Origin of the sequence: Chryseobacterium lactis (assembly GCF_003815875.1) — a bacterium.
In the GTDB taxonomy this organism is placed as follows: Bacteria; Bacteroidota; Bacteroidia; order Flavobacteriales; family Weeksellaceae; genus Chryseobacterium; species Chryseobacterium lactis.
Window position 1 is genome coordinate 952,089 of the sequence record NZ_CP033924.1, and the last position, 23,619, is coordinate 975,707.

General features: G+C 38.0%; 17 protein-coding genes and 1 riboswitch. Of the genes, 3 read left to right on the forward strand and 14 right to left on the reverse strand.

Annotation, left to right across the window (positions count from 1 at the left end; genetic code table 11):
- Nucleotides 1-78 precede the first annotated feature (78 nt).
- Nucleotides 79-372 carry a cytochrome c gene (locus EG342_RS04070; protein ID WP_103288534.1) on the forward strand — a complete coding sequence of 98 codons (294 nt, stop codon included), beginning with the start codon at nt 79-81 and terminating at the stop codon, nt 370-372.
- A gap of 16 nt (nt 373-388) precedes the next feature.
- On the forward strand, nt 389-682 hold the full coding sequence (locus tag EG342_RS04075; protein ID WP_246008730.1) for a c-type cytochrome: 294 nt from the start codon (nt 389-391) through the stop codon (nt 680-682).
- 44 nt (nt 683-726) lie between these two features.
- Here EG342_RS04075 and EG342_RS04080 read toward each other — a convergent pair whose 3' ends face one another.
- The 7 genes from EG342_RS04080 to EG342_RS04110 all read right to left on the reverse strand — a co-directional run bounded on the left by EG342_RS04080 (nt 727) and on the right by EG342_RS04110 (nt 10,396).
- Entirely contained in the window at nt 727-3,309 is a 2,583-nt protein-coding gene (locus EG342_RS04080) for a T9SS-dependent M36 family metallopeptidase (RefSeq protein ID WP_103288535.1), read from the reverse strand.
- Between the two features lie 194 nt (nt 3,310-3,503).
- Complete coding sequence (locus EG342_RS04085) at nt 3,504-6,086, reverse strand: T9SS-dependent M36 family metallopeptidase (protein WP_103288536.1); 2,583 nt, start codon at nt 6,084-6,086, stop codon at nt 3,504-3,506.
- Nucleotides 6,087-6,253: 167 nt separating this feature from the next.
- Nucleotides 6,254-6,736 carry a tetratricopeptide repeat protein gene (locus EG342_RS04090; protein WP_103288537.1) on the reverse strand — a complete coding sequence of 161 codons (483 nt, stop codon included), beginning with the start codon at nt 6,734-6,736 and terminating at the stop codon, nt 6,254-6,256.
- Complete coding sequence (prfH, locus tag EG342_RS04095) at nt 6,723-7,421, reverse strand: peptide chain release factor H (RefSeq protein WP_103288538.1); 699 nt, start codon at nt 7,419-7,421, stop codon at nt 6,723-6,725. The genes EG342_RS04090 and prfH overlap by 14 nt, the downstream gene beginning before the upstream one ends.
- A gap of 2 nt (nt 7,422-7,423) precedes the next feature.
- Nucleotides 7,424-7,969 carry a nucleotidyltransferase domain-containing protein gene (locus tag EG342_RS04100; protein WP_103288539.1) on the reverse strand — a complete coding sequence of 182 codons (546 nt, stop codon included), beginning with the start codon at nt 7,967-7,969 and terminating at the stop codon, nt 7,424-7,426.
- A 216-nt stretch (nt 7,970-8,185) separates the two neighbouring features.
- Complete coding sequence (locus EG342_RS04105; RefSeq protein WP_103288540.1) at nt 8,186-9,577, reverse strand: RtcB family protein; 1,392 nt, start codon at nt 9,575-9,577, stop codon at nt 8,186-8,188.
- Nucleotides 9,578-9,604: 27 nt separating this feature from the next.
- Nucleotides 9,605-10,396, reverse strand: a complete 792-nt coding sequence (locus EG342_RS04110) for a hypothetical protein (RefSeq protein ID WP_246008731.1) — start codon at nt 10,394-10,396, stop codon at nt 9,605-9,607.
- A gap of 390 nt (nt 10,397-10,786) precedes the next feature.
- Between EG342_RS04110 and EG342_RS04115 the strand changes: the two genes are divergently transcribed.
- Nucleotides 10,787-11,632, forward strand: a complete 846-nt coding sequence (locus EG342_RS04115) for a hypothetical protein (RefSeq protein ID WP_103288541.1) — start codon at nt 10,787-10,789, stop codon at nt 11,630-11,632.
- A 50-nt stretch (nt 11,633-11,682) separates the two neighbouring features.
- On the opposite strand, the gene scpA is transcribed toward EG342_RS04115, so the two are convergent.
- From scpA to EG342_RS04150, 7 genes are all read right to left on the reverse strand, one after another.
- Nucleotides 11,683-13,815, reverse strand: coding sequence for a methylmalonyl-CoA mutase (gene scpA / locus EG342_RS04120; protein WP_103288542.1), 2,133 nt, complete (start codon nt 13,813-13,815; stop codon nt 11,683-11,685).
- A gap of 173 nt (nt 13,816-13,988) precedes the next feature.
- Nucleotides 13,989-16,091, reverse strand: coding sequence for a prolyl oligopeptidase family serine peptidase (locus EG342_RS04125; protein WP_103288543.1), 2,103 nt, complete (start codon nt 16,089-16,091; stop codon nt 13,989-13,991).
- A gap of 90 nt (nt 16,092-16,181) precedes the next feature.
- Nucleotides 16,182-16,859, reverse strand: a complete 678-nt coding sequence (locus tag EG342_RS04130) for a hypothetical protein (protein ID WP_103288544.1) — start codon at nt 16,857-16,859, stop codon at nt 16,182-16,184.
- Between the two features lie 80 nt (nt 16,860-16,939).
- Complete coding sequence (prfA, locus tag EG342_RS04135; RefSeq protein WP_103288545.1) at nt 16,940-18,025, reverse strand: peptide chain release factor 1; 1,086 nt, start codon at nt 18,023-18,025, stop codon at nt 16,940-16,942.
- Nucleotides 18,026-18,155: 130 nt separating this feature from the next.
- Nucleotides 18,156-19,454 carry an APC family permease gene (locus tag EG342_RS04140; protein ID WP_103288546.1) on the reverse strand — a complete coding sequence of 433 codons (1,299 nt, stop codon included), beginning with the start codon at nt 19,452-19,454 and terminating at the stop codon, nt 18,156-18,158.
- Nucleotides 19,455-19,461: 7 nt separating this feature from the next.
- The gene (locus EG342_RS04145; RefSeq protein ID WP_103288547.1) at nt 19,462-22,005 is read right to left on the reverse strand and encodes a TonB-dependent receptor plug domain-containing protein; all 2,544 of its coding nucleotides are present in this window, start codon (nt 22,003-22,005) and stop codon (nt 19,462-19,464) included.
- Nucleotides 22,006-22,099: 94 nt separating this feature from the next.
- A riboswitch (SAM riboswitch) is annotated at nt 22,100-22,205 on the reverse strand.
- Between the two features lie 240 nt (nt 22,206-22,445).
- Nucleotides 22,446-23,489: a T9SS type A sorting domain-containing protein gene (locus EG342_RS04150; RefSeq protein ID WP_103288548.1), complete on the reverse strand. Its 1,044-nt coding sequence runs from the start codon at nt 23,487-23,489 to the stop codon at nt 22,446-22,448.
- Nucleotides 23,490-23,619: the final 130 nt, after the last annotated feature.

Below are 23,619 nucleotides of genomic sequence, written 5' to 3' on the forward strand. Positions count from 1 at the left end.
TCTAAATTAAAACTACAACCCTCTGTATCAAAGGCCTGCAGAATTTATTACATTTGTTATATATCAAAAATAAGAAACATGAAAAAACTCATTGCTGCGGCATCATTCATTGCTATTCTCCTTGTTTCCTGTACTCCAAAAGCGTCTACATCTCCTGTTACTCCAGGATCTTCAACGTCTACGGCGGAGCAAATCGCACAGGGAAAAACTATATTCGAGAATTCATGTGGAAGATGTCACAAGCTACCGGATCCTACTTCACATAACCCTGTACAATGGGTAGGAATCATGAATTCGATGGCTCCAAAGGCAAAACTGACAGATGAACAGCATCAGTGGGTTTATGATTATATCGTTTCTGTAAAAAAATAATTACCAAAACAAAGATATGGCTATGAAAAAATTAATTTTAACAGGTATCGCCGCATCAGCATTTCTGGTGTCCTGTGGACCTAAAAGTGTGGCAGTAACCGGCCCCAAGTATACCTCATCTGAACAACTTGCTCAGGGAAAAACTATTTTTGAAAACTCTTGCGCCAAGTGTCATAAGCTACCGGAACCTACAAAACATGATGACCAAGGCTGGATAAAAACATTAAGCAGAATGGCTCCTAAAGCTAAACTCAACGATGAACAACATCAAATGGTCTATGATTATTTAATCTCTGTAAATAAAAAATAAGCTTTCCTGGGAAAGCTTATTTTTTTTCTTTTAATAGAAGAATATTATCTCACAATCAATTTCTCAACCTGAGTCTTTTCACCTTGTTGGATATGAACCATATATACTCCTTTCTGGAATCCTCTGGTAGAAATAGCTTTCTTAGAAGCTGATTCTCTGGAATCGGTAAATACCAGTTTTCCTGACATATCAAACATTCTGATTTTAACTTCTTTGGATGATTTATCAATATTTCCTACAAAGAATTCATCATAAGTAGGATTCGGGAAAATGATAAATTTATTATCAACACCTTTAAGATCCTGGGTCGCCAAAGTATTACATTCCTGTGGAACCGTAAAATCTTCTACCTGATCAGTCCCTACTGCCTTAATTCCGGCAGAAGCATTAACACCCAAGCCTCTTTTCGCAAAAGTATTCCATATCATACATTTGTCTGCGCTTCCATTTCCAGTAGCATCAGCCTTTAGAATAGCATCCCTTCCATCTATAAAGGAAGGGTTACAAACCTGAAGTTTAAGCCCATTCATCACAATTTGCAAAGCTCGCGCATTCCCTGAAGTAGCACTTGCCATTACATCACTGTTATATCCATACTTTTCAATATACTTCCAGGTAAGATCCCATAACATAGTCGCCCATATAAAACCTGTTCCATGTGGGATGAATACTGTATTTGTTTTTGCATAGGTATAATCATTTACTGAAAAATCAGGAGAATATTTTGCTAACCTGATGCCCACACCGTCCGTTGGCTCGTTAAAAACATAAGTACCCATTCCTCTTGCTAAGGCAGATGTATCACCTGGTCTTGTTGTTAACATTAAAGCAAAATAATCCGACCAGCCATCACCCATCTGTTCTGCGGACATATCACTTCTAAGGCAACTATATCCCTGCCCTGTTAATCGATTGGAAATCCCATGTCCATATTCATGAGCTATGACTCCGTTGTCCAAACTTGAATGCTTATAGCCATTATAATCTTTATTACTTAGTGTAAGATTAATGGTGGTTCCGGCAAGAATTTCATTTTTAAGATATTCTCCTTCATTTTTCCCAATGTTAAGAGAAGGAATAGTCACTTGGTCATAATAACTCCATGAACTACTATCAGCATCAGCAGGAGAATCAGAAGATGGATTATATACAATTACACCGATTGCGCCTGCCTTTTGAGCGTTAAAAACCTGTAGATCATAGTCACAACCGCCATTCTTTATCAGGGCTATTCGACCAGTCAAACTTCCGGATACCATAACTGTACAAGCATTATCCGGAACCGTAAGTGCTAAATCACCCGTTTCAAGTGGCCCATAAATAGTACCCCAAAAAAGGGGCTTAGCCTCTACTCTCGGTCGGGTTGTAATACTGGCTGGAGAATTGTAGTGATATCTTGAAATAGGATCTGATGCCGTATCCGGTCTTTCAAAGAGATACATCTGCATTCTTGGTGCAGAAACAACATTTACTCTACCAATTACATACTCGTAGCCAGGATCAAAATTAGCATTACTAAAATCACTCCCATCAAATGCTTCTGCGTTTACAGCATCATTCCCTAAACCTCCTTTATTGAAATTATTTGTTTGATAATTTCTTGCTGTTTCTGTAAACCCAAACTTGTAGAAGATGTCATGCATTTTATTATTCATATAAAACAAATTGGTAATGGCAGCATCTCTATACGTCATAGGATTTTCATATCTTCCATCTGCAAAAGGAAAATCAAAACTAAGTGTACTACCTCCGTCCGGAGAATATCCGGGTGTATTGGTATTGTTCTGATCTGAATATGCATACACATTATTTCCTCTTGTATTGGTATAATTATTTGTTCCGTCAGAATGCCATCCTTCCGGAGATGATGTCAAATTCCATGGGTTATTTACAAGTGAACGGGATCCAAAAGTGGGAGCTTCTACCGGTAGAGGGAAAACGTTATAAGAGCTATTGCTAGGCAACAGTAATGTTTTTGTTCCGGATAACATATTTTTCATTGGAGAAAAATCAGCAAGAGGAGCAGATGTATTTTCATTCATCTTATCTGAATGAGCATCATTTTGAAAATTACAGCTAAGCACAGTATTATATTTACTCAATATTTCTCCTGTTGCAGCATCGGCAATTACATGCCAGACAGCAGGAGAGTTTTTATCTGAAACAAAAATTTCTTTTGAAAGAACATAAACCCCATTTTTTTCAAAATAAACGTTGGGCAAATAGTCAATCTTAGAAATTTCACCGATCCTTAATTTTTTTCTAAGTAAATCTTCTGAAATTTTTTCCTGAGTATTCTTCTGATCAGATACCACGACATTTCTTTTAAATTCATTACTTTCGGAAACAACCTTGTTATCTTTAATAAGCACCTTTCCCAAGGCATTATAAATTCTAAGGCCTTTAAAAGTCTGCTGAACGTTTACAATAGTTAGTCCCAAACTTTTGGATGGGTCTTCATTTAAAATGATAACTTCAGTTTTGTCTGTTGTATTACCTTTCAGTTTCAATTGACTATTTTTTTGATAGTAATCCTGAATAAGTTTTGCTGAGTTTTGTGCATGCAGCGCACCAGTGGTCAAAGAAACAGCCAAACAGATTGGCAGTAAAAATAATTTTCTATTCATATTCAAAGGTTTTTTATCGTCCTAATTTACAGACAACTACAATCAAAACATTAAAAACCCTGTTAAAAGAAAAAAGAAGACGTATTTTGTCTTCTTTCTCCTTTTTCTGCTTATTTTATTTAATATGTTATGCTATTTTCAAATAATAAATTTCATATGAAGCAGTCTTATATTATGTTAAAATTTAAACTCAATTACCTTACAATCAACTTCTCAACCTGAGTTTTATCTCCCTGCTGAATATGAACCATATATACTCCTTTCTGGAATCCTCTGGTAGAAATGGCTTTTTTAGAAGCAGATTCTCTGGAATCGGTAAACACCAGTTTTCCGGACATATCAAACATTCTGATTTTAACTTCTTTGGATGATTTATCAATATTTCCTACAAAGAATTCATCATAGGTCGGATTCGGGAAAATGACAAATCGATTATCTGCAACTGTAAGCTCCTTAGTTTCCAGAGAAGCGTTACATTCTTGAGGAACTGTAAAGTCTTCCACCTGATCATTTGAAACGGTTTTACTTCCTGCGGAAGCATTGACTCCCAGTCCTCTTTTAGCAAAAGCATTCCAGATCATACATTTATCTGCACCTGCGTTTCCAACAGCATCGGCCTGAAGAATAGCATCTCTGCCATCAATAAAAGAAGGACTACAGGCTTGTAATTTAAGTCCATCTATTACAATTTGTAAAGCTTTTGCATTTCCGGAAGTAGTACTTGCAAGGACATCGCTGTTGTACCCATATTTCTCAATATATTTCCAGGTAAGATCCCATAACATTGTTGCCCATATAAAGCCGACTCCATGTGGGATCACGGCTGTATTTGTTTTTGCGTAGGTATAGTCATTCACTGAAAAATCCGGAGAATATTTAGCAGGTCTGATCCCCACCCCTGTAATAGGCTGGCCTTTCGGATATGTACCAACTCCTCTTGCAAGAGCAGAAGTGTCACCAGGCCTGGTTGTAATCATCAGGGCGAAATAATCTGACCACCCTTCTCCCATTTGTTCTGTTGTATTGGTAGTAGAGAGGCAACTGTATCCCTGACCTGTCAATCTGTTCGAAATTCCATGTCCATACTCGTGAGCAATAATTCCATTATCAAAGCTTGAATGTTTGAATCCGCTGTAATCGAAATTTAATGTGACATTAACCGGACCATTGTTCAGTTGTGCTATCATAAATTCACCTTCTGCTTTACCAATATTGATCGACGGAATAGACACCTGCCCTCCTGAATTTCCTGCGCCCATACCTACGGGAGCATCAGCGGCGGGTCTGTAGACAATGACTCCTATAGCACCAGCATTTTCAGCGTTCAGCACTTTAAGACCATATTCACAACCTGTGCTCGTTATGAGGGCTATTTTGTTGGTAAGACTTCCTGCAGCCGGTGCGGTACAGGCGTCTGCCGGGGAAGAAATTACCAGATCACCGGTTACAGGCGGTCCAAAAATAGGGCCGAATGAAGCTCCGGCGGTTAAGGCTTTAGGTCTGTTTATTATCGTTGCCGGAGAATTATACTGATATCTCAGGATAGGATCATCTGCCGTTTGTGTTCTGTCATACAGATACATCTGCATTCTGGGCGCCAATACCTGAATTTGCCCTGAAACAACTCTTTCGTATCCTGAGCTAAAGTTGGCGTTATTGAGACCACTTCCATCAAATGCTTCTGCTCTCACAGCATCTCCTCCAATACCTCCGTTGGCAAAATTATTAGTTTGAAAGTTTCTGGCTGTTTCTGTAAATCCAAACTTATAGAAAATGTCATGCATTTTGTTATTCATATAAAACAAGTTGGTCACAGCGGCGTCTCTATAGGCAAATGGATTAGCAAATCTGTCATCTGCAAAAGGGAAGTCGAAGTTTCTGGTGCTTCCCCCATCTGGAGAATATCCAGGTGTATTGGCATTGTCCTGGTCAGAATAGGCATAGACATTGTTTCCTCTTGTATTGGTATAACTGTTGGTTCCGTCGGAATGCCACCCTTCAGGAGATGCTACCAGGTCCCATGGATTATTGATAATCGTACGCCCCCCAAATGTAGGAGCTTCTATCGGGAGCGGAAAAATATTATAGGATGCATTCGAAGGTAAGAGAAGGCTTGCTGTTGTACTTTGAGCATTAACTTTTATATCCGTCGGCTGAGGATTCCAAGGTGAATCTAACTTTTCATGATGCTTTTCATGAGAATCAGAACTGTTTTCAAAATTACAGTCCAATGTCATATTGTCTTTGGTAAGAACCTCTCCGCTACCGGCATCAACAATCACATGCCATACATCTGAAGAATTTCCATCGGAAACAAATATTTCCTTGGAAAGAACATACACTCCATTTTTTTCAAAATAGACATCGGATGAATAATCCGCTTCAGAAATTTTGCTCAATCCCAACTTTTGCATGAGAAAACCTTCGGAAAACCGATCCTGTACTTTTTTCTGGTTGGCTACTATTACATTTCTGTTGAAGTCATTTTTTTCGGATACGATCTGATCTCCTTTTATGATCACTTTTCCAAGTGCATTGTACACTTTAAGTCCATTATAGGTTTGTTGTACGTTAACAATATGAGCTCCCAAACTTTTGGAAGCATCTTCATTCAAAATCACAACGCCAATTTTATCGTTAGCATTACTTTTTTGAGTTAATTGTCCATTTTTTTGATAATAATCCTGGATAAGTTTTGTCGAATTCTGTGCGTTGACATTCGCAAAACCAAATAAGAAAGCCACTGATATTGGCAATAAAGATAATTTTTTATTCATAAAGTCATTTTTTATCCAATAAATCTATGAATTATTCACAATATTTAGAATATTTTTCAAAAATATTATTAAAAAAGAAGGCTACTATGCCTTCTTTTCCTTTTTTTATATTCTTTATCTAAGCTTTTTTACTTATAATTTTTTCATTCAGATATTTCAGGCTTATCTTACTTTTTCTTCTTATCCTTTATAAACTTCTCCTTTTCTTTCAGCATAGAAGTCATAGAAGTACTGTAACTCAACTTTTTTGCTTCTTTAAGTTTCAATAAAGCTTTTTTATATTTCTCGTTCCTTTCTAATAAAAGAGCGTGCTGATAAAGAATTTCGGCTTTGTCAATTCCTTTTATTTTTAAAGCAAACGCAATGAGCTTTTCTGCTTCATTATAATCTTCATTGTTCAAAAGACATTCAAGATAGTACTTTGGAGTGTTGAGATTGTTTATGTTATTTTGTAAAGCTTCCTCAAAGTATTTTTTTGCCATCTCATAATCCTTTAGCATTTCGGAGTAAATTCTTCCCATAAGGCAAAGACTGTCTGCATCTTCGGGCTCATATGATAATGCGTAGTTCAAGGCCTCCATGCAATCCGGTAGATTGTATGGATAATTGTCCAGGGCTTCGAAGTAATATTTATTTTTAGTTAAGGTCATTTTTATCGTTTTTTAATTCATTTTTCAGGCTATTTCTTTGTTTTTTAAAAGATCTGTCCTGATGGTTCTTTTTAAAATCTGTTCCGGAAAATGTACGGACAGGATTCCCACGTTGCACCTGGAGATGTTGAGCCCAGGTTTCCTGCATTCTTTTTTCCAGTTGCCGGATATGTGTTTCCATTACTTTTTTCTTTAATCTAGAAATAGAAAGCTTTTTATTTTCTAACTGAGACCTTGAATCCTGTACGAATACAGTTTCTCCTGTCGGAATATAGGTGGCACGAACAGCAGTGTTCACTTTGTTTACATTTTGCCCGCCACTTCCCTGGCTTCTGGCTGTTTGAAATTTAATGTCTTTTTCTCTGAAGTCTATCTTTTCAAGATTCTCCAGTTCAAAAACACCGATAAACCAGTTGCTTCTTTTATGTAATTTTCTGAATGTACTTTTTCCTGTCCAGCAAATACTTCCCAGCCAGCTCTTTAAAAACGTTGTTGTTTCTTTTCCTTTTAAAAGCAGGGTCACGGATTTTAAAGTCAGATTCTCATCACCGTTTTCACGATGAATGATTTCGTACTCCAAATTATTTTGTTTCACTTCGTCAAGAAAGGTCTTCAGCACTTTTGAAACCACCCATTGGCATTCTAAAGGACCTCTCCCGGAAGTGATCTGTATTATTTTTTCCATTTTTATTTTGGCATTTTGCTTAATTGGGGATGTTCCAACGGATCAATTCCCTTTTGTAAAAGATCTTTTGCAGCCATTACTGCCCAGCATTTATCACTGGAGTGAATATTCCTGTAAAAAGAAAGTAACAGAGAGGGTTCTACAACTGTAAATCCGTTGCATTCAACAGTATCGAGATCATCTCTTTCAAAAAAATCGATGGTAATTCTGTGGAATTTTTCATTTTCCAGTTCTACTGTTTTCTCGTACCTGCGGAAGTTTTCCTTGCTTGGCAGATGATCGTAGCGGGTCCATACTTTCTGAAATCCTTCATTCTGCAAGGTCATCACAACCTCAGCTACGTTTTCCTTTGTTACAAAAATGTCGATATCCTTGTGATCATGGGCGTGTTTGTATTCTGTATGTCCGGTTTCAGACATAAAATGCCAGGCCCATCCTCCTGAAATAATGACTTTATCTTTTAATTTGTCTAAAATTTTGAGTCCTAACCGGATTCTGAATTCCGGCCAGACTTCACCGTATCTTTTTATATTATGTGGTGCTCCCATTTTTTTGTTTTTTTAGGTGAAGGTTGTCAACTGATCATTATCTAATAATTTTAATCAGTTTCTTACAAACCTTCTTTTTGTTAGTTAAAACCTAACAGGTTTTTGAAACCTGTTAGGTTAGCCCCGATTGCAGCAATTGTTTGAGCTCATTTTTCTTTTGTAAAAGAAAAATAGCGAGTGCGGAAAGCGGGATTAAGCTCCTGAATACTGGGCTGATTACCGATCCATTCTCACGATTCTCGGTTGAAATGTTCCCAGAATGTCGACCAGTTCGCTTTGTGCATTCATCACTTCATGAATGTTTTTATAGGCCATTGGTGCTTCTTCTGTATTTCCACCCATCAATGTCACATTCTTCAGCTTCAGTTCTTTTTTGATATCATTCTGAGTAAAAAGGCTTCTGCATTCTCCTCTGGAATGTGCTCTTCCTGCGCCATGCGACGCCGATTTCAGAGAATCGGGATTTCCTTTCCCACGAACAATAAATCCTTTTTCGGTCATTGAACCCGGGATCATTCCCAATTCATTTTCATGGGCCGGGGTTGCTCCTTTTCTGTGAACAATCACTTCTTTTCCGTTGTGAATTTCCTTCCAGGCGAAGTTGTGATGGTTCTCAATTCTGGCTTTCACCCTGCCTCCTACGGCTTTTACCAATCTTCTGTGGATGTCATCGTGACATGCTGAAGCATAGTCTCCGGCGAGGTTCATGGCAGTCCAATATTCCAAACCGAGGTGTGTACTCAGGTCAAGCCATGCAAACTGTTGGGCCTCTCTTGGTAGCGGACATTGTTCTGTGGCTACTCTGGAATAATACTGGGCAATCTCTGCTCCCAATCCTCTGGATCCGCTGTGAGAAAGGATTCCCAGATATTTTCCTTTTGGTAATCCTATCTGCTCGTCTTCTTCGGTGATTTCTACTTCTCCGAATTCTACGAAGTGGTTTCCTCCGCCGGAAGATCCCATTTGTTTAATGGCTTTTCCTTTTAATCTTCTTAAAATCGGAATGAGGTCAAAGGTATCTCTGTCGAAGATTTCATGGTCTATGTGAGATTTGTGAGTCTCATACATTCCGAATTTTGTGTGTTCTGCAAGAGCTTTTTCATATTTATCTCTTGCACCGTTCAGATATGAAACGGGGGTATCCAAAATACTGAGGCTCATCCTGCAGCCGATATCCATGCCTACTCCATAAGGAATGACTGCATTTTCTACGGCGAGTACGCCTCCGATCGGAAGGCCATAACCACTGTGGGCATCAGGCATTAAAGCGCCTTGTGTTGAAATTGGCAATTTCAATGCGGTGTACAGTTGGTTTTTTGCTTCTTCAGAAATGTTATTTCCAAAGATCTGAAAAGAGGCACGCTGTGAATTCAGCATTCTTTTTTCTGTCTTTTTTGAAGAAAGCAAAGTTTCTGCGATCTGCCCGAAGGTTAAGTCTTTTTCAAAGTTTTCCGGATTGACCAGGATTTCTTTTAAAATAGATTTTACGTGATGGATATTTTTGGTGGCAAAGTTCCTTTTCATGACTTCAAGCGCCACATTGATGCTTTGATTATTCGGATAGCCCAGTTTTAATATATCTTTTCCTTTTAGTTTTAAATTTCCCATTGTTTTGGTTTTAAATAATAGTTGGACTTATACGTCCAGAAAGCTTTCTGCAATCTCTGTTGCAGTGTGTGCGCAGGTAAAATATTTCCTGCTTTTGATAAGGTTTGAATCTTCTTTTTCCGATCTCCATGAATTTGATTTACCATAAATTGTTTTGTAAATAATCCCGGCATTTTTATGTTGCCATAAGTATGATTCCAGCTCTGCATATTCTTTTTCCAACTCGAAATCTACAGGCTTGTAATGGGTAATCATATTGGGTCTTACTCTTAAGGTAAACCTCCATGGTTCGGTAAATTCGTAGTATACTTCGTTGCATTTCCGGTAGGGACAGTATTCTTCATATTTCAGAAAATATTGTCTTTCCCTTGCGGTAAATGCGAGTTTCGGATCACTCCAGGACCAGGAAGATATAGGCTTAAGTTTTTGCTCTTTTTCAACATATATTCTTCTTCCGAATTTCTTTTTCTTTTTGAGAAACCGGCGGCTCTCGGAATACATCCAGGTATTGATTTTCTTCAGAATTCCTTCAAAAAACTCTCCGTCTTTGGATCTGATGACCTCTTCCCTTACTACAAAGAATCTTACAAATCCTCTTTGGTAGGGGACATCAAGTGGAATCCACTGAATATTTCTTCTTGCATCTCTCAGCACTTCACTACGTTGATACTTTTTTCTTATCTGCTTTATTACATCTTTTCTTTTTGTTCTTTTTCTGCTTCTCGTACTTCTCAGGCGATACAACAGAAGGTTATCATTTTCCATTTTAAGGCACAGAGTATCAGATACAAGATCCGGGATTCCGAATTTATATTGCATCTACTCCTTTATTCAACTAAAACATTAGTTGATGGATTTTACAATGATGAACAGATGAATTTGAATCACGACAGATTCTTTCATTTTGTTCTTAATGACACTAAAAAAGATTTCGGGGAAACTAAATTTGAGTTTTGAAATATTGCGCAATAAAAAACCCGAAATCTCTACGACTTCGGGTTTTGATATTTCATTGTACTGTTATTCTAAGAGTGTACCAAACCACGAAGCCTTACCACCATAAGTGGCAATCCAACTGTAAAATTCTGATTTGTTCTGAACATTGCTTCGTTGTTTTTAAATGGTTAAACTTGATTTTCAGGTGCAAATATAGAATTATTTTTTAAATGTTCAATTTTTTAAATCTTATTTTTGTGAAAAAATTATTTCATGTATAAACTTTTATTAGGAATACTTCCTTTACTTTTCGTGGGATGTAAGAAAGAGAAAGCTGTAGAAAAAGAGATTGTAAAAACCATTGACAATACCTGCTATTCGTCTGATTTTATGGAAAAAATCCTGAATTTAGAGGAAATAAAAAGTGAGGCTAAGTTTCTGGAATCAGAAACCAAAGGAAAAGGAAAGATCGGTTTTCTTGTAGACAGTACAAAAGTAAATAACGGCTGGGATTATTCAATTTCTGTAGGTTATAACGGGCCGGATCGTTTTGAAACCTACCATATTTTCCAAGCTTCAAGTGATCAGTGTAATAGTCTAAAGATTATGGAACCTGTTTCCGGAGATTATATATCAATTGAAAAATGGAGACAGATGACGAATGAGTCTGTTCAGCCAGAATCCGGTTTAAAAAAAGGAAAATACAACCTACCTATAGAAAGTCTTCCCAGAGTAGATGTCAAATTTCTGGAAACCGATTTCTTACCGGAAGGTTCGCAACAGTATACCTGTGGAGAGCTAAAATTCAGGTATTTTCCTTTAACCCCATATAAAGGTATGGATCTTATTCTTGTTCCTATGGACTGTGGGGACTTTGATTACCGGTATTACCTGCTTACAGTCGTAGAAAATAAAATTGTAGGTGAACTATACGTTGAAGGAATCTGGTTTGATCCTGGAAAGGATGATAAAAAGGAAGAGTTCAGCAGCTATGAAATCAGTAAAAGCGGTAAAGTGACTGTAACTACAGATCATACCTTAGATGGTGAAAGCCAAAGTATAACTAATGCGTATTATCAAATTTCGGATGATGGAAAAATCATAGAAATCAAGAAATAAAAAAAAGGCTGTTTCAAAATTGAAGCAGCCTTTTGTATGGTATTGTCAGTCTACTGATCTGAAGACTGTGCTAATAATCTTTCTAAAATCTCCACTGCACATTTTGGCAGGTTGGTTCCCGGGCCGAAGATAAAGTCGGCACCGTTTGCATACAGGAATTCGTAATCCTGCTGCGGAATTACACCTCCTACAACGATAGCAACATCATCTGCTCCTAATTTTTTAAGCTCCCCAACTACCTGAGGAACCAGTGTTTTGTGCCCGGCAGCTAATGATGACACTCCCAGAATGTGAATATCATTTTCCACAGCCTGTTTGGCAACTTCTTCAGGAGTTTGAAATAATGGGGCAACATCGACATCAAATCCCATATCGGCAAAGGCTGTAGCTACCACTTTAGCTCCTCGGTCATGCCCATCCTGGCCCATTTTTGCCACCATAATCCTTGGGCGGCGTCCTTCCTCCTCTTCAAATTTTTGAGTCAGGTTAAGGGCTTTTTCAAAATATTCGTTTTTACCGGCGTTCATAGCGTATACTCCAGAAATTGTTTTAATATTGGCCTTATATCGTCCGAAAGTTTCTTCCATGGCATCGCTCATTTCGCCAAGGGTAACTCTTCTTCTAGCGGCTTCGATGCATAGTGCCAACAGGTTTCCTTTTCCTGTTTTTGCACTTTCACGGATGTCGTTTAAGATTTCGGTTACAGCGTCGGGGTTTCTTTCTGTTTTTATCGTGTTTAGTCTTTCGATCTGCTTTCTTCGAACTTCGGTGTTATCAATGTCCAGAATCTCGATGGCATCTTGTTTTAAAGCTGATCTGAAAGAGTTTACTCCGATGATAAATTCTTCACCACTATCAATCTTAGCCTGCTTTTTGGCCGCTGCTTCTTCGATTCTCATTTTTGGAATCCCTGCTTCAATAGCTTTGGTCATCCCACCTTCCTGTTCTACCTCATCGATATACCTCATCGCTTCTTCAATCATCTGCTGGGTAAGGCTTTCTACCAAGTTGCTTCCTCCCATAGGATCTACCACATCGCATATTCCGCTTTCCTGCTGGAGAATGATCTGTGTATTTCTGGCAATTTTTGCTGAATAATCTGTTGGAAGAGCAATAGCTTCATCTAATGCATTGGTGTGCAGTGATTGTGTTCCTCCTAATGCTGAAGACAGTGCTTCTATAGCTGTTCTGGTAATATTATTGAACGGCTCCTGCTCGGTCAGTGACCAACCGGAAGTCTGTGAATGTGTTCTTAGTGCTAACGATTTTGGATTCTGAGGGTTAAATTGCTTTAAAAGGGTTGCCCAGATATATCTTGCGGCCCTCATTTTAGCAATTTCCATGAAGTGATTCATCCCTATAGCCCAGAAGAATGAAAGTCTTGGAGCGAAATCATCTACGTTCATTCCCGCTTTGATACCGGTTCTTACGTATTCGAGGCCGTCTGCTAATGTATAGGCCATTTCCAGTACCGGAGTTGCTCCGGCTTCCTGCATATGATATCCTGAAATGGAAATAGAATTGAATTTGGGAATGTTCTGAGCAGTATATTCAAAAATATCTGCAATGATCTTCATAGAAGGTGCCGGTGGATAGATATAGGTATTTCTCACCATGAATTCCTTTAGAATATCATTCTGAATGGTTCCTGAAAGCAGTTCCTGCTTTACCCCTTGTTCTTCAGCAGCTACGATATAAAATGACAAAATAGGAAGTACGGCACCGTTCATTGTCATGGAAACGGAGATCTGATCCAAGGGAATTTCGTTGAAAAGGATCTTCATATCTTCAACGGAATCAATGGCTACCCCTGCTTTTCCTACGTCACCAACTACTCTTGTGTGGTCAGAGTCATATCCTCTGTGTGTAGCAAGATCGAAAGCTACTGAAAGACCTTTCTGTCCTGCGGCAAGATTTCTTCTGTAAAAAGCATTGGATTCTTCTGCCGTAGAAAACCCTGCATACTGGCGGATCGTCCATGGTTTCTGAACATACATCGTGGAATACGGCCCTCTTAAGTAGGGTTCAATTCCCGGAGAAGTCTGTGTTAATTCTTTATTTTTAACATCTTTTTTTTCATAAGATGATTTAAGCTCCAGTCCGTCTTTTTCAAAGTTGTAGATCTCTCTTTCCTGAGGTAATACACTAAAATCCGGAGTTTTCACAGAAATTGTCTTTCGCATTCCAATAATTTTTGTCTCCGTAAAGTTAATTTTTTTGAACGAAACATGAAACTTCTGTTAACAATCAGTTTTTGTGTATTTTAACCAAAGAAAAAGGCCGGACAAATGCCCGGCCTCTACATAATTTATTTAATCTGTTTACTTTTTTATAAACCTGATTTTACACTTTAGAATTACAATTTGATTCCCATTTCATATAGTGCAAAAGACAGAAGATCAGCATTCTCTCCAATCACCTGATCGGTTGCTCTTCCGGCACCATGTCCTGCGTTCTTTTCGATTCTTAATAAAATAGGATTTTTGCATGCCTGTTTTTCCTGAAGTTCTGCTCCAAATTTGAATGAATGTGCCGGAACTACCCTGTCATCATGATCACTGGTTATAATCATGGTGGATGGATAGCAAGTTCCTGCTTTTACGTTATGTACAGGAGAATAAGATTTAAGATATTCAAACATTTCCTTGCTGTCTTCTGCTGTTCCGTAATCGTACGCCCAGCCAGCTCCGGCAGTGAATTTATTATATCTCAACATATCCAACACTCCTACTCCCGGGAAGGCTACCTTAGCAAGATCAGGACGCATCGTCATTGTGGCTCCTACCAACAAACCTCCGTTTGATCTTCCGGAAAGCGCCATATATTCTTTGGATGTATAGCCTTTACTTTGAAGGTATTCTCCTGCTGCAATAAAGTCTTCAAAAACATTTTTCTTCTGCTGCTTTGTTCCTGCATCATGCCATTTTTTGCCATACTCTCCTCCTCCACGGATGTTCGGAACGGCATAAATACCCCCATTTTCCATCCAGATTGCATTCACTACAGAGAAAGAAGGTTGTAAGCTGATATTAAATCCTCCGTAAGAATAGAGAATGGTAGGGTTTTTACCATCCAGCTTTGTCCCTTTCTTATAGTTGATCATCATAGGAACTTTTGTTCCGTCTTTTGAAGTATAAAAGACCTGTTCTGATACATAATCATCCGGGTTAAACTTCACTTTGGGTTTCTGGTATACTTCTGATTTTCCGGAATCTGCATTAAATTTATAGGTTGTTCCCGGAGTGATATAGTTACTGAAAGAGTAATAAACATCCTTCTCCTTTTCCTTTCCTCCGAATCCGGAAATGTTTCCTTTGCCCGGAAGTGCAATTTCTCTGATTAATTTTCCTGTTTTATCAAATTGTTTTACCTTATCAATGGCATCAACCATATACGTTGCGAAGAAATATCCTCCGCCGGAAGAAATTCCTAACACATTGTCTGTTTGCGGGATTACATCTTTCCAGGTTTCAGGAGCCGGATTGGTGATGGTCGTTTTTACAAGACGCATATTCGGAGCATCTTTATCTGTAAAAATAAAAAGATCATCTCCCTGAGTATCTACAATATTAGCGTTGATATCAAATCCTTTTACCAACTGTACAAAGTCTCCTCCTTTCTTTAAATCTTTAACGTACAGCTCGTTTCCGTTAGTAGCATTTGCAGCGGAAATAATCAGGTATCTCTGATCCTCAGAAACACTTGCTCCCAGATATCTTCTAGGGGTCTTTTCACCACCAAAGATCAATTTGTCTTCAGATTGCTTTGTACCCAACTTATGAAAATACACTTTGTGCTTATCCGTCATTCCTGAAAGCACGGTACCTTCTTTCGGTTTATCGTAGCTTGAATAATAGAATCCTTCGTCATTTTGCCAGGCGATTCCACTAAACTTTACGTCCAGTAATGTTTCATCAATCTGCTTTTTAGTAACGGCATCAAGAATGATAATTTTATTCCAGTCACTTCCGCCTTCAGAAATAGAATAAGCGGCAAGGTTTCCCTTTTTGTTAAAAGAAAGGTTAGAAAGAGATGTTGTCCCTTTTTCTGAGAATTTATTGGGATCTAAAAATACCTCTGTCGCCTTAGTTTTATTATTTGTTCTATACAACACAGATTGTGCCTGTAAACCATCATTCTTTGAATAATATGTGTAATCTCCTTCTTTAAAAGGTGCTGAAATTTTTTCGTAATTCCAGATTTCTTTCAGTTGGTTTTTAATTTTATCTCTGAATGGAATTTTTGCAAGATAATTTTGGCTGTAAGCTACTTCTTCATCTACCCATTTCTTAGTTGCTTGAGAGTCGTTTTCCAGGTCTCTGAAAGGATCTGCCACTGCACTTCCGAAGTAAGTATCAGTCTGGCCTCCTTTTAATGCTTTCGGATAATTCATTGTTTGAGAATAAAAAGATGCTGAAAACAAAACTCCAGCAGTTAATAACAAAGGTTTCAAATTCATAGTGAACGGTTTTTCTCAAAATTACGCAAAGTATGCGAAATAAAAAAAGCCCCGAAAAACGGGACTATTATTGGATCTATTTTTAGGATATTATTCTTTGGGGCCAAAGCTTTCAAAGTAGAAATCGGTAAGCCCGGTAACAATTTCATCAGGACCTCCGTTCCAGTAGTAGATTTTATCTCCTTCCTTCAGTTCGTACAGTTTAAATTCCTGATCTATGGTCACCGTTTTATCTGCATTCTTAAAATCCTTTGCAGCTTCAACCAGATATTTTTTCATATAGTCAGCTTTTATCTTTTTAAGATCTCCGGACGGAGAGGGAGACAACTTTGAAGGGACCTGAAAACTTACGGAATAGGTAATTTCGGCAATTTTCTGACCCTCAACATATTCATTAGGGACAACTTTTATATTTTTTACCGTCAGTTTTCCGGTTTTAAAGTTCGCCAGCATGCCCCTGAAATAATCTTCAGCTTCTTTTTTACATGCAGCGGCAGTTGCCTTAGGAAAAGCGGCAAGAAAATTCTCTACACTTGTATTCATCATCTCCTCTGAACTTTCTTTAAAATTAACCTGATAAGCATCCTGCCCTTCTACGGTAGGTCTTAAATAATCATTCAGTTTTCCTAATATCACCTCATCATTATTGACAAAGGTTCCAAAGTACATTTCAAATACTTCTTTAGGCTTCTTTACTTCTGTCTGAGCTGAAACGTATTGCCCCACCATCGTCAGCAAAAGCAATAAAATAATTTTGTAGTTTTTCATAGTTTATTTTGTAATTAAATTGTTTAAAAAAGAAAAACCCCTGAAAAATCAGAGGTTTTATGTTTTATATTTAAAAAACTTTAGTAGTTTTCTTCTTCTCCTTTCATTTTCTCTGCATTCTCGGCCATGATTACGGCATCTATCATTTCTGAAATATCTCCGTTCATGTAAGCATCCAGATTATACATGGATTTATTGATTCTGTGATCTGTTACTCTTCCCTGAGGGTAGTTATATGTTTTGATCTTTGCAGAACGGTCTCCAGTAGAAACCATCGATTTACGCTGTGCTGCAATATCTCCCTGTACTTTCTGAAGCTCGATATCATATAACTTAGTTCTTAACATCTCCATGGCCAATTCACGGTTAGCTAACTGAGAACGTGCCTGCTGACAAACAACCACCAATCCTGAAGGTTTGTGTGTCAACTGAACTTTTGTTTCCACCTTGTTTACGTTCTGACCTCCGGCTCCTCCCGAACGTGAAGTCTGCATTTCAATATCTGCAGGATTTAGTTCGAAGTCTACTTCTTCAGCTTCCGGTAAAACAGCTATGGTAATCGCAGAGGTATGAACTCTACCTTGAGATTCGGTTTCCGGTACACGTTGTACACGGTGAACTCCGGATTCAAACTTCATTACTCCATATACACCTTCCCCTTCTACTTTCATGATCAATTCCTTGTAGCCTTTTGCCGCTTCATTGGAATCTGTTACTTCATGTCTCCATCCTTTTGTTTTGAAGTACATCGTATACATTCTGTAGACATCTTCAACGAAAATAGCCGCTTCGTCACCTCCGGTTCCGGCACGTAATTCCACGATAACGTTTTTATCATCAGCAGGATCTTTAGGAATCAATAAAACTTTCAGCTCCTCTTCCAATCCGGGGATTTTTGATTGTGCTTCCAGTTTTTCTTCTTTAGCCAGATCTACCAAATCTCTGTCTGAACCATCGGCGATAATTTCCTCAGATTCAGCGATATTGTCCAAAGCCCCTTTATACTGATCATAAACTCTTACAATCTTCCCCAAATCACTGTATTCTTTGTTTAAAGAAGAATATCTTTTTTGGTCTGAAATAACATCAGGCTGTATAATAAGGTCTGCAACCTCATTATATCTTTGTTTTATAGCTTCTAATTTTGGAATTAATGATTTAGACATTGTGGAAATTTTGTGGGTGCAAAGATAAGGATTATTAATTCAAAAATAAAGTATAAATTTTTGAACCCTAGAGCTAAACTATAAAAATGTGTATTTACTTATTTGTCTATTAAAATTTTAGAGCCTCTTGCTAAACTCCTTTGCTAAGTCTTCTATCAATTAGATATAAAATAATTCCTACTGCAATAATTCCCAGTCCTATCAAACTTTCTTTTGGATTATGAATGAATGTGAAATAAAGGATATATATGCTGAACAATAAAAAAACAGTTGGAAAAATGTAAAAAGCATTGGATCTGAATATTTTCCGATCTTCTTTTTTAAGGAAATATACGGTAGAAATAGCCAGACTGGCAAACAACTGAAGAATGAAAGCCGTGTATACAAAGATTTCTTTAAAGCTTCCTGTTAAGATAATAATGGCAGCAATTACAGCATGGGCAAAAATGGCTCTTACCGGAATTCCCTTTGTTGTGCCCGCGGAAAGAGGTTTCCATAAATAGGTGCTTTTTGCGAAAGCTTGTGTCAATCTTGAACCTACCCATAAATAACCGCTGATAGTCGCAATAAGCTGTAATGCAATAAAAACATTAACTACCTTTCCAAAAGTATCACCCAGCATATTAACTGCAGCTTCTCCCATTACATCTTCTTTCCCTGCAAGTTGGCTCACAGGAGCATGTTTCAGCATAATGTAATTTACTAAAAGATAACTGATTGTCACAAAAACAGTTCCTATGATAAGTGATTTGGGAAGATTTTTCTGGACATCTTTTATTTCTCCGGCAATATAAGACGCTGAATTCCAGCCGGTATAGGAATATGTCACAAAAACCAGAGAAGTAGCAAAGGCTGGAAGCATGATCTCATCCTTCCAGGTATCACTAAAATTGAGGCTGTTACCAATTTGTGGAGATTCTGACAGACAAACGCCTACAATAATCAGAACAATAATAAAAGTAACTTTGATAAAGGTAAAAAAGTTATGGAATCTGCTCGATGCTTTTAAACTAAAGGATAAGGTAGTAGCGACCAAAAAAATGGCCACAATAGCGAAACCGTTTCCGAAAGTGAAATCGAATGCTGACAGATATTTCGACATCGCCAATGCAGCTAATGCAACAGGTGATGAAAACCCTATGATTAAGGAGATCCAACTGATAAGATAGCCGAATAACGGATGATAGGTTTCATTAAGGTAGATAAAATCACCACCGTTTCCTTTAAAGTGAGATCCTAATTCGGCATAGCAAAAAGCTCCGAACAAGGCGAGAATCCCTCCGATTATCCATAACAGGAAAATACTGTAGGTATTGGTAATATCCGACAACTGGAAACCCAGCGTTGTAAAAATACCGGTACCAATCATATTGGAAACTACAATTGCGGCAGCAGTTTTCCAGCCAATCTGATGTGAAGTAGTACTCATTTAATGATTAAAAATTAAAATTAAGTCTCCCGAAAAAATAACTTCCCAATGTTCCCATTTGCACCGGAGCATATTTAAATACTCCATAATATGAATTTTCATAGATCTGAAGATCAGGAAAGACATCAAATACATTATTGGCTCCCACAGTAAAGTTGATATTTTTCGTAATATCATATCCCACACTAAAATCTGTGACGATTTTTGGTGAAAATTCCTGAACACCACCAAAAGGATAGCCATCTCTTATTACTTTACCAAAATACGTGTTTCTTACGAGAAAATTAAATTTCCCGATGCCATAATTCAATCCCAGGGATGCTTTTGTTTTTGGAGATAAAGACTCAATAATATTAATCTGATCCGGACCAAAGAATTGATTTTGAGGAGTTCCTAAGTTTTCGGGAAAATGAAATCCTGTAATTTTTGTCTCGGTATAATTTCCGGCGAGGTTGATATTTAAATTACCACCGCCTACTTTCCAGTCATAAGATACCACCAAATCTACTCCTTTGGTTTCTGTATCAATAGCATTGGCAAAAAATCGTCCGCTCTCCACTTCATTTCCTTTTCCTACAATATCAGGGTCTGATAATCGGGGATCTGTAATGTTGCTGGTAATAACGATTCTGTCTTTTACCTTAATGATATAGCCATCTAAAGTAATGAATAAGCCTTTGACGGGTTTTAAAGTAAATCCGGCACTTCCGTTGACAGAGGTTTCCTGTTTTAAAGGATTAAATCCAAGAACCTGTGCGGCTTTGCTGTCATTATTAAAAATTCCTTTAGTGACAATTCCGGAACCTGAAGTAGAAATATCGGCATAGGAATTATTAAAATACTGCTGCTGAAGTGAAGGAGCTCTAAATCCTGTACCAACAGCTGCTCTTAATGCATAGTTTTTAATGAACTCATAGCGTACCGCTAATTTACCATTGAGCGTATTTCCGAAATCTGAATAGTTTTCAAATCTGGCAGCGGCATCAATATTCAGTTTTTTATCGAGGTCGTATGAAATATCCGCATAGACCGCTGTTGAATGTCTGTCTTTTTTCACTGCATTCTGCGGTGAAAAGCCAATGAAAGACTGTGATCCTCCGGCTCCAATCACCGTTGAGCCCGGAGTTGCTACATTTCCATTAACGTCATACTGAGTATAGGAAGCCACATCTCCGGCTTTAATCTGGTATTGTTCAAATCTGAATTCTCCTCCAAATCCAATATTAAATTTGCTGATTTTTTTAGAGACATCCAGATTGATTGTATTCTGAAGAAATTGATGAGCGCCTGCATAAAAGCTGGTGGGAGATTTTGCTCCCAGTGATGCATTATTGGTATTGTTTACATTATAGTTGAAAGTATTGCTACCAAAAGTATTGCTCAGATCAAAAAACCAATCGTTTACATTATATTTAGTACCAACAGCATAGGAAAGATCGTAGACCTGAGATCCCAAAGTCGCCTGAAATCCGTTGGGATATATTGACGACACCACATTAAATGTCTCACTGGGCAATCTTCGGAATCCAAATCCTTTTCCTTCTTTAACGCTGAATCCTCCAAAAGAATACAGCTTAAAATGATCATTAAAAGGATATTCTGCATTAAAAAACAGCTGTCCCTGTCTGATTTGTGCATCTCCGATCTGAAAGTTGAAATCATCCCTTGAAAGCCCGTTCTGAGCTATCAAAGCATCGTCATATGCTCTTGAGATCTGACTTCCTGTTCCCGCAAAATCATAGGCGAAAGAATTGTTATAAACTCCTGTCGCAATCGGGGAAACATTGGGTAATGAAATTCCATTGGCCGTAATAGCCCCGTTATTATTGACCACATTAAGATTGGACTGGTCATAAACAATCAGATCATGATTTTGGGTCCTTGTGGTTTTTCCTCTGTGGCTTAATTGTAGTGAAAAATTGATATAACTGTCCGTTTTTCCTAAAGAAGTTCCGTAATTAGCTGCTGCCTGATAGGTGTCCCCGTCATTTCTTCCGCTCAGCCCATACGTAATACTTGCTGAAGCTCCCGCATTTTTTTTTAGAATAATATTGATAACTCCCGCAATAGCATCGGAACCATATTGTGCTGCCGCACCATCTCTTAACACTTCTATCCTGTCAATAGAAATCACAGGAATAGTACTTAAATCTGTTCCTACAGATCCATTTCCTACGGTATTCTGATAGTTTACCAAAGAGGTTGTATGTCTTCGTTTACCATTTATCAGCACCAGTACCTGATCTGGCCCCATTCCTCTTAAAGTGACAGGGTCAATATGTTCTGTTCCGTCTGAGGCAGATTGTCTTACAGCATTAAATGACGGAATTACATAGTTCAGAAGATCCTGAGCGGTGATCTGAGGAGAGGCCTTTTGTATTTTTTCAATATTAATAACATCTACCGGAACCGGAGTTTCCAGTTTTGTTCGTTTAACATTGCGGTTTCCGACAATAATGATGTCTTCAATTTGCTTTCCCTTTTCTTCCTGCTCCTGCGCAGCAATCCAAATGGTGCCCAGCAGCAATACTGCCGTACTTAATTTTTTCATTTTCTGTTCTTGCCAATTAATACTACATTCCGGCAGATGATTCTGCGGATATACAAGACTTCAAGAAATGGAATTCATATAAGAATATTGACTTCACTTATCTCCCCTTTCGGGTTGGAATTAGCACCTTTACACTTCTGGAATTGTGTAGGTTGCTAAGGTTTCATTGGGCCAAATCCCTCCACCTTTCTTGATAAATCTACTGCAAAAGTAGACTATTTTTTTAAATATGCAAAAAAGCTGATCTTCCCGTTGATTAATTGATTTTATTTTTATGTTTCCTCTATTCCGTGTTTTTGTTTCTTTGCACTTCTTTTAAAATTATCTCCAATAAAAAAGACCCATGAAAATTTCATGAGCCTTCCAATAAAAGTAATTGTAATGAACTATATTTTAACCGAAACTTCGGTATGCATGCTGATTCTTTTGTTGAAAAAGCATTATTTTTTTATAACCTTTTTAGAAATTAACTGACCGTTCTTTAATTTTAATTCTACGATATATACCCCATTTGGTAAACCGGTCATATCAATCTGGTTACCGGAAAACCCTACATTAAGTTTTTGCCCTACCGCATTGGTTACGCTTGCTGTTTGAATACTGCTGTCCACTTTCACAATCAGAATTCCATTGGTTGGGTTAGGATAAATACCTACTGCGATTGTATTTGGTCTTGTTTCAGAAGTTCCCAGAGAAGAAGACGGCTTAATGCATCTTACTGATGATCCCTGACCTCTTGGTGCCCCAGAAGAAGGATTAGCAAGGATATTACCAATATATAAATACTTTCCACCAATTCCGGAAGTATCAGAACTCCAGAAATATCCTCTTTGTCCTACAAATGTAAAATCTCCATTGCTGGATCCTCTATATCCTCCGGCAGGTAATTTTAAGTGGCTGGCAAAAGCCGTGGCCGGATTTGAAATACTTTCTGCATTTACAATGCCTGTCCATTCCGCCTGAGAAGGCATTTTCCACTCTCCTCCCAAAGCCTTACAAGGGTCTACACCTGTATTTTCTTTAGCATCATTAGGTCCTTTATCTATCCAAGTATCTGTGGCAGCAAATCCTGCCCACCATGACGGAGATCCGATGATATAAGATCCTGTGGTAATTCCTGCGGGATTATTTGGCGTTGGAGGAGACATTGTAGAAGAATTTCTCAACTGGTGGCCATCATCCCATCTTCCCCACTGAAAAAGATCTCCGTATGAATCCTCGTCTGCCACAGATGTAGCAACCTTCGAACTTCCTAGATTCTGCTGAAGCCAGACCTTTCCGTCTGCTCCTCTTACAGTTGCATAAGAAACCTGCTGGCCCAGATAAGTAAAGGCAACACATCCAACATCTCCGGGATTTGTTCCGGGATCTGTATTATTACAGGTTAATGGTGTACCCTGAGCATATAAGCCACTTCCTGCGATACTAAGCAGCACCAATCCGGCTCTGATTTTCCTTACTGCAAAATGTAAATATTGAAACATAGTAAATATTATTTTTAATTATTCTAAATTTAATTTAATTTTGCGCAAAAGTACCTCTCAATATTTTCCCTGAGTTATCATTTCCGAACTTTTGGTTATCCTGGGCGGTATTTTATATATGTAAATTGTA

Coding starts and splice junctions, on each gene's coding strand:
- EG342_RS04070 (WP_103288534.1), top strand. CDS start 79: ATGAAAAAACTCATTGCTGCGGCATCATTCATTGCTATTCTCCTTGTT.
- EG342_RS04075 (WP_246008730.1), top strand. CDS start 389: ATGGCTATGAAAAAATTAATTTTAACAGGTATCGCCGCATCAGCATTT.
- EG342_RS04080 (WP_103288535.1), bottom strand. CDS start 3,309: ATGAATAGAAAATTATTTTTACTGCCAATCTGTTTGGCTGTTTCTTTG.
- EG342_RS04085 (WP_103288536.1), bottom strand. CDS start 6,086: ATGAATAAAAAATTATCTTTATTGCCAATATCAGTGGCTTTCTTATTT.
- EG342_RS04090 (WP_103288537.1), bottom strand. CDS start 6,736: ATGACCTTAACTAAAAATAAATATTACTTCGAAGCCCTGGACAATTAT.
- prfH (WP_103288538.1), bottom strand. CDS start 7,421: ATGGAAAAAATAATACAGATCACTTCCGGGAGAGGTCCTTTAGAATGC.
- EG342_RS04100 (WP_103288539.1), bottom strand. CDS start 7,969: ATGGGAGCACCACATAATATAAAAAGATACGGTGAAGTCTGGCCGGAA.
- EG342_RS04105 (WP_103288540.1), bottom strand. CDS start 9,577: ATGGGAAATTTAAAACTAAAAGGAAAAGATATATTAAAACTGGGCTAT.
- EG342_RS04110 (WP_246008731.1), bottom strand. CDS start 10,396: ATGCAATATAAATTCGGAATCCCGGATCTTGTATCTGATACTCTGTGC.
- EG342_RS04115 (WP_103288541.1), top strand. CDS start 10,787: ATGTATAAACTTTTATTAGGAATACTTCCTTTACTTTTCGTGGGATGT.
- scpA (WP_103288542.1), bottom strand. CDS start 13,815: ATGCGAAAGACAATTTCTGTGAAAACTCCGGATTTTAGTGTATTACCT.
- EG342_RS04125 (WP_103288543.1), bottom strand. CDS start 16,091: ATGAATTTGAAACCTTTGTTATTAACTGCTGGAGTTTTGTTTTCAGCA.
- EG342_RS04130 (WP_103288544.1), bottom strand. CDS start 16,859: ATGAAAAACTACAAAATTATTTTATTGCTTTTGCTGACGATGGTGGGG.
- prfA (WP_103288545.1), bottom strand. CDS start 18,025: ATGTCTAAATCATTAATTCCAAAATTAGAAGCTATAAAACAAAGATAT.
- EG342_RS04140 (WP_103288546.1), bottom strand. CDS start 19,454: ATGAGTACTACTTCACATCAGATTGGCTGGAAAACTGCTGCCGCAATT.
- EG342_RS04145 (WP_103288547.1), bottom strand. CDS start 22,005: ATGAAAAAATTAAGTACGGCAGTATTGCTGCTGGGCACCATTTGGATT.
- EG342_RS04150 (WP_103288548.1), bottom strand. CDS start 23,489: ATGTTTCAATATTTACATTTTGCAGTAAGGAAAATCAGAGCCGGATTG.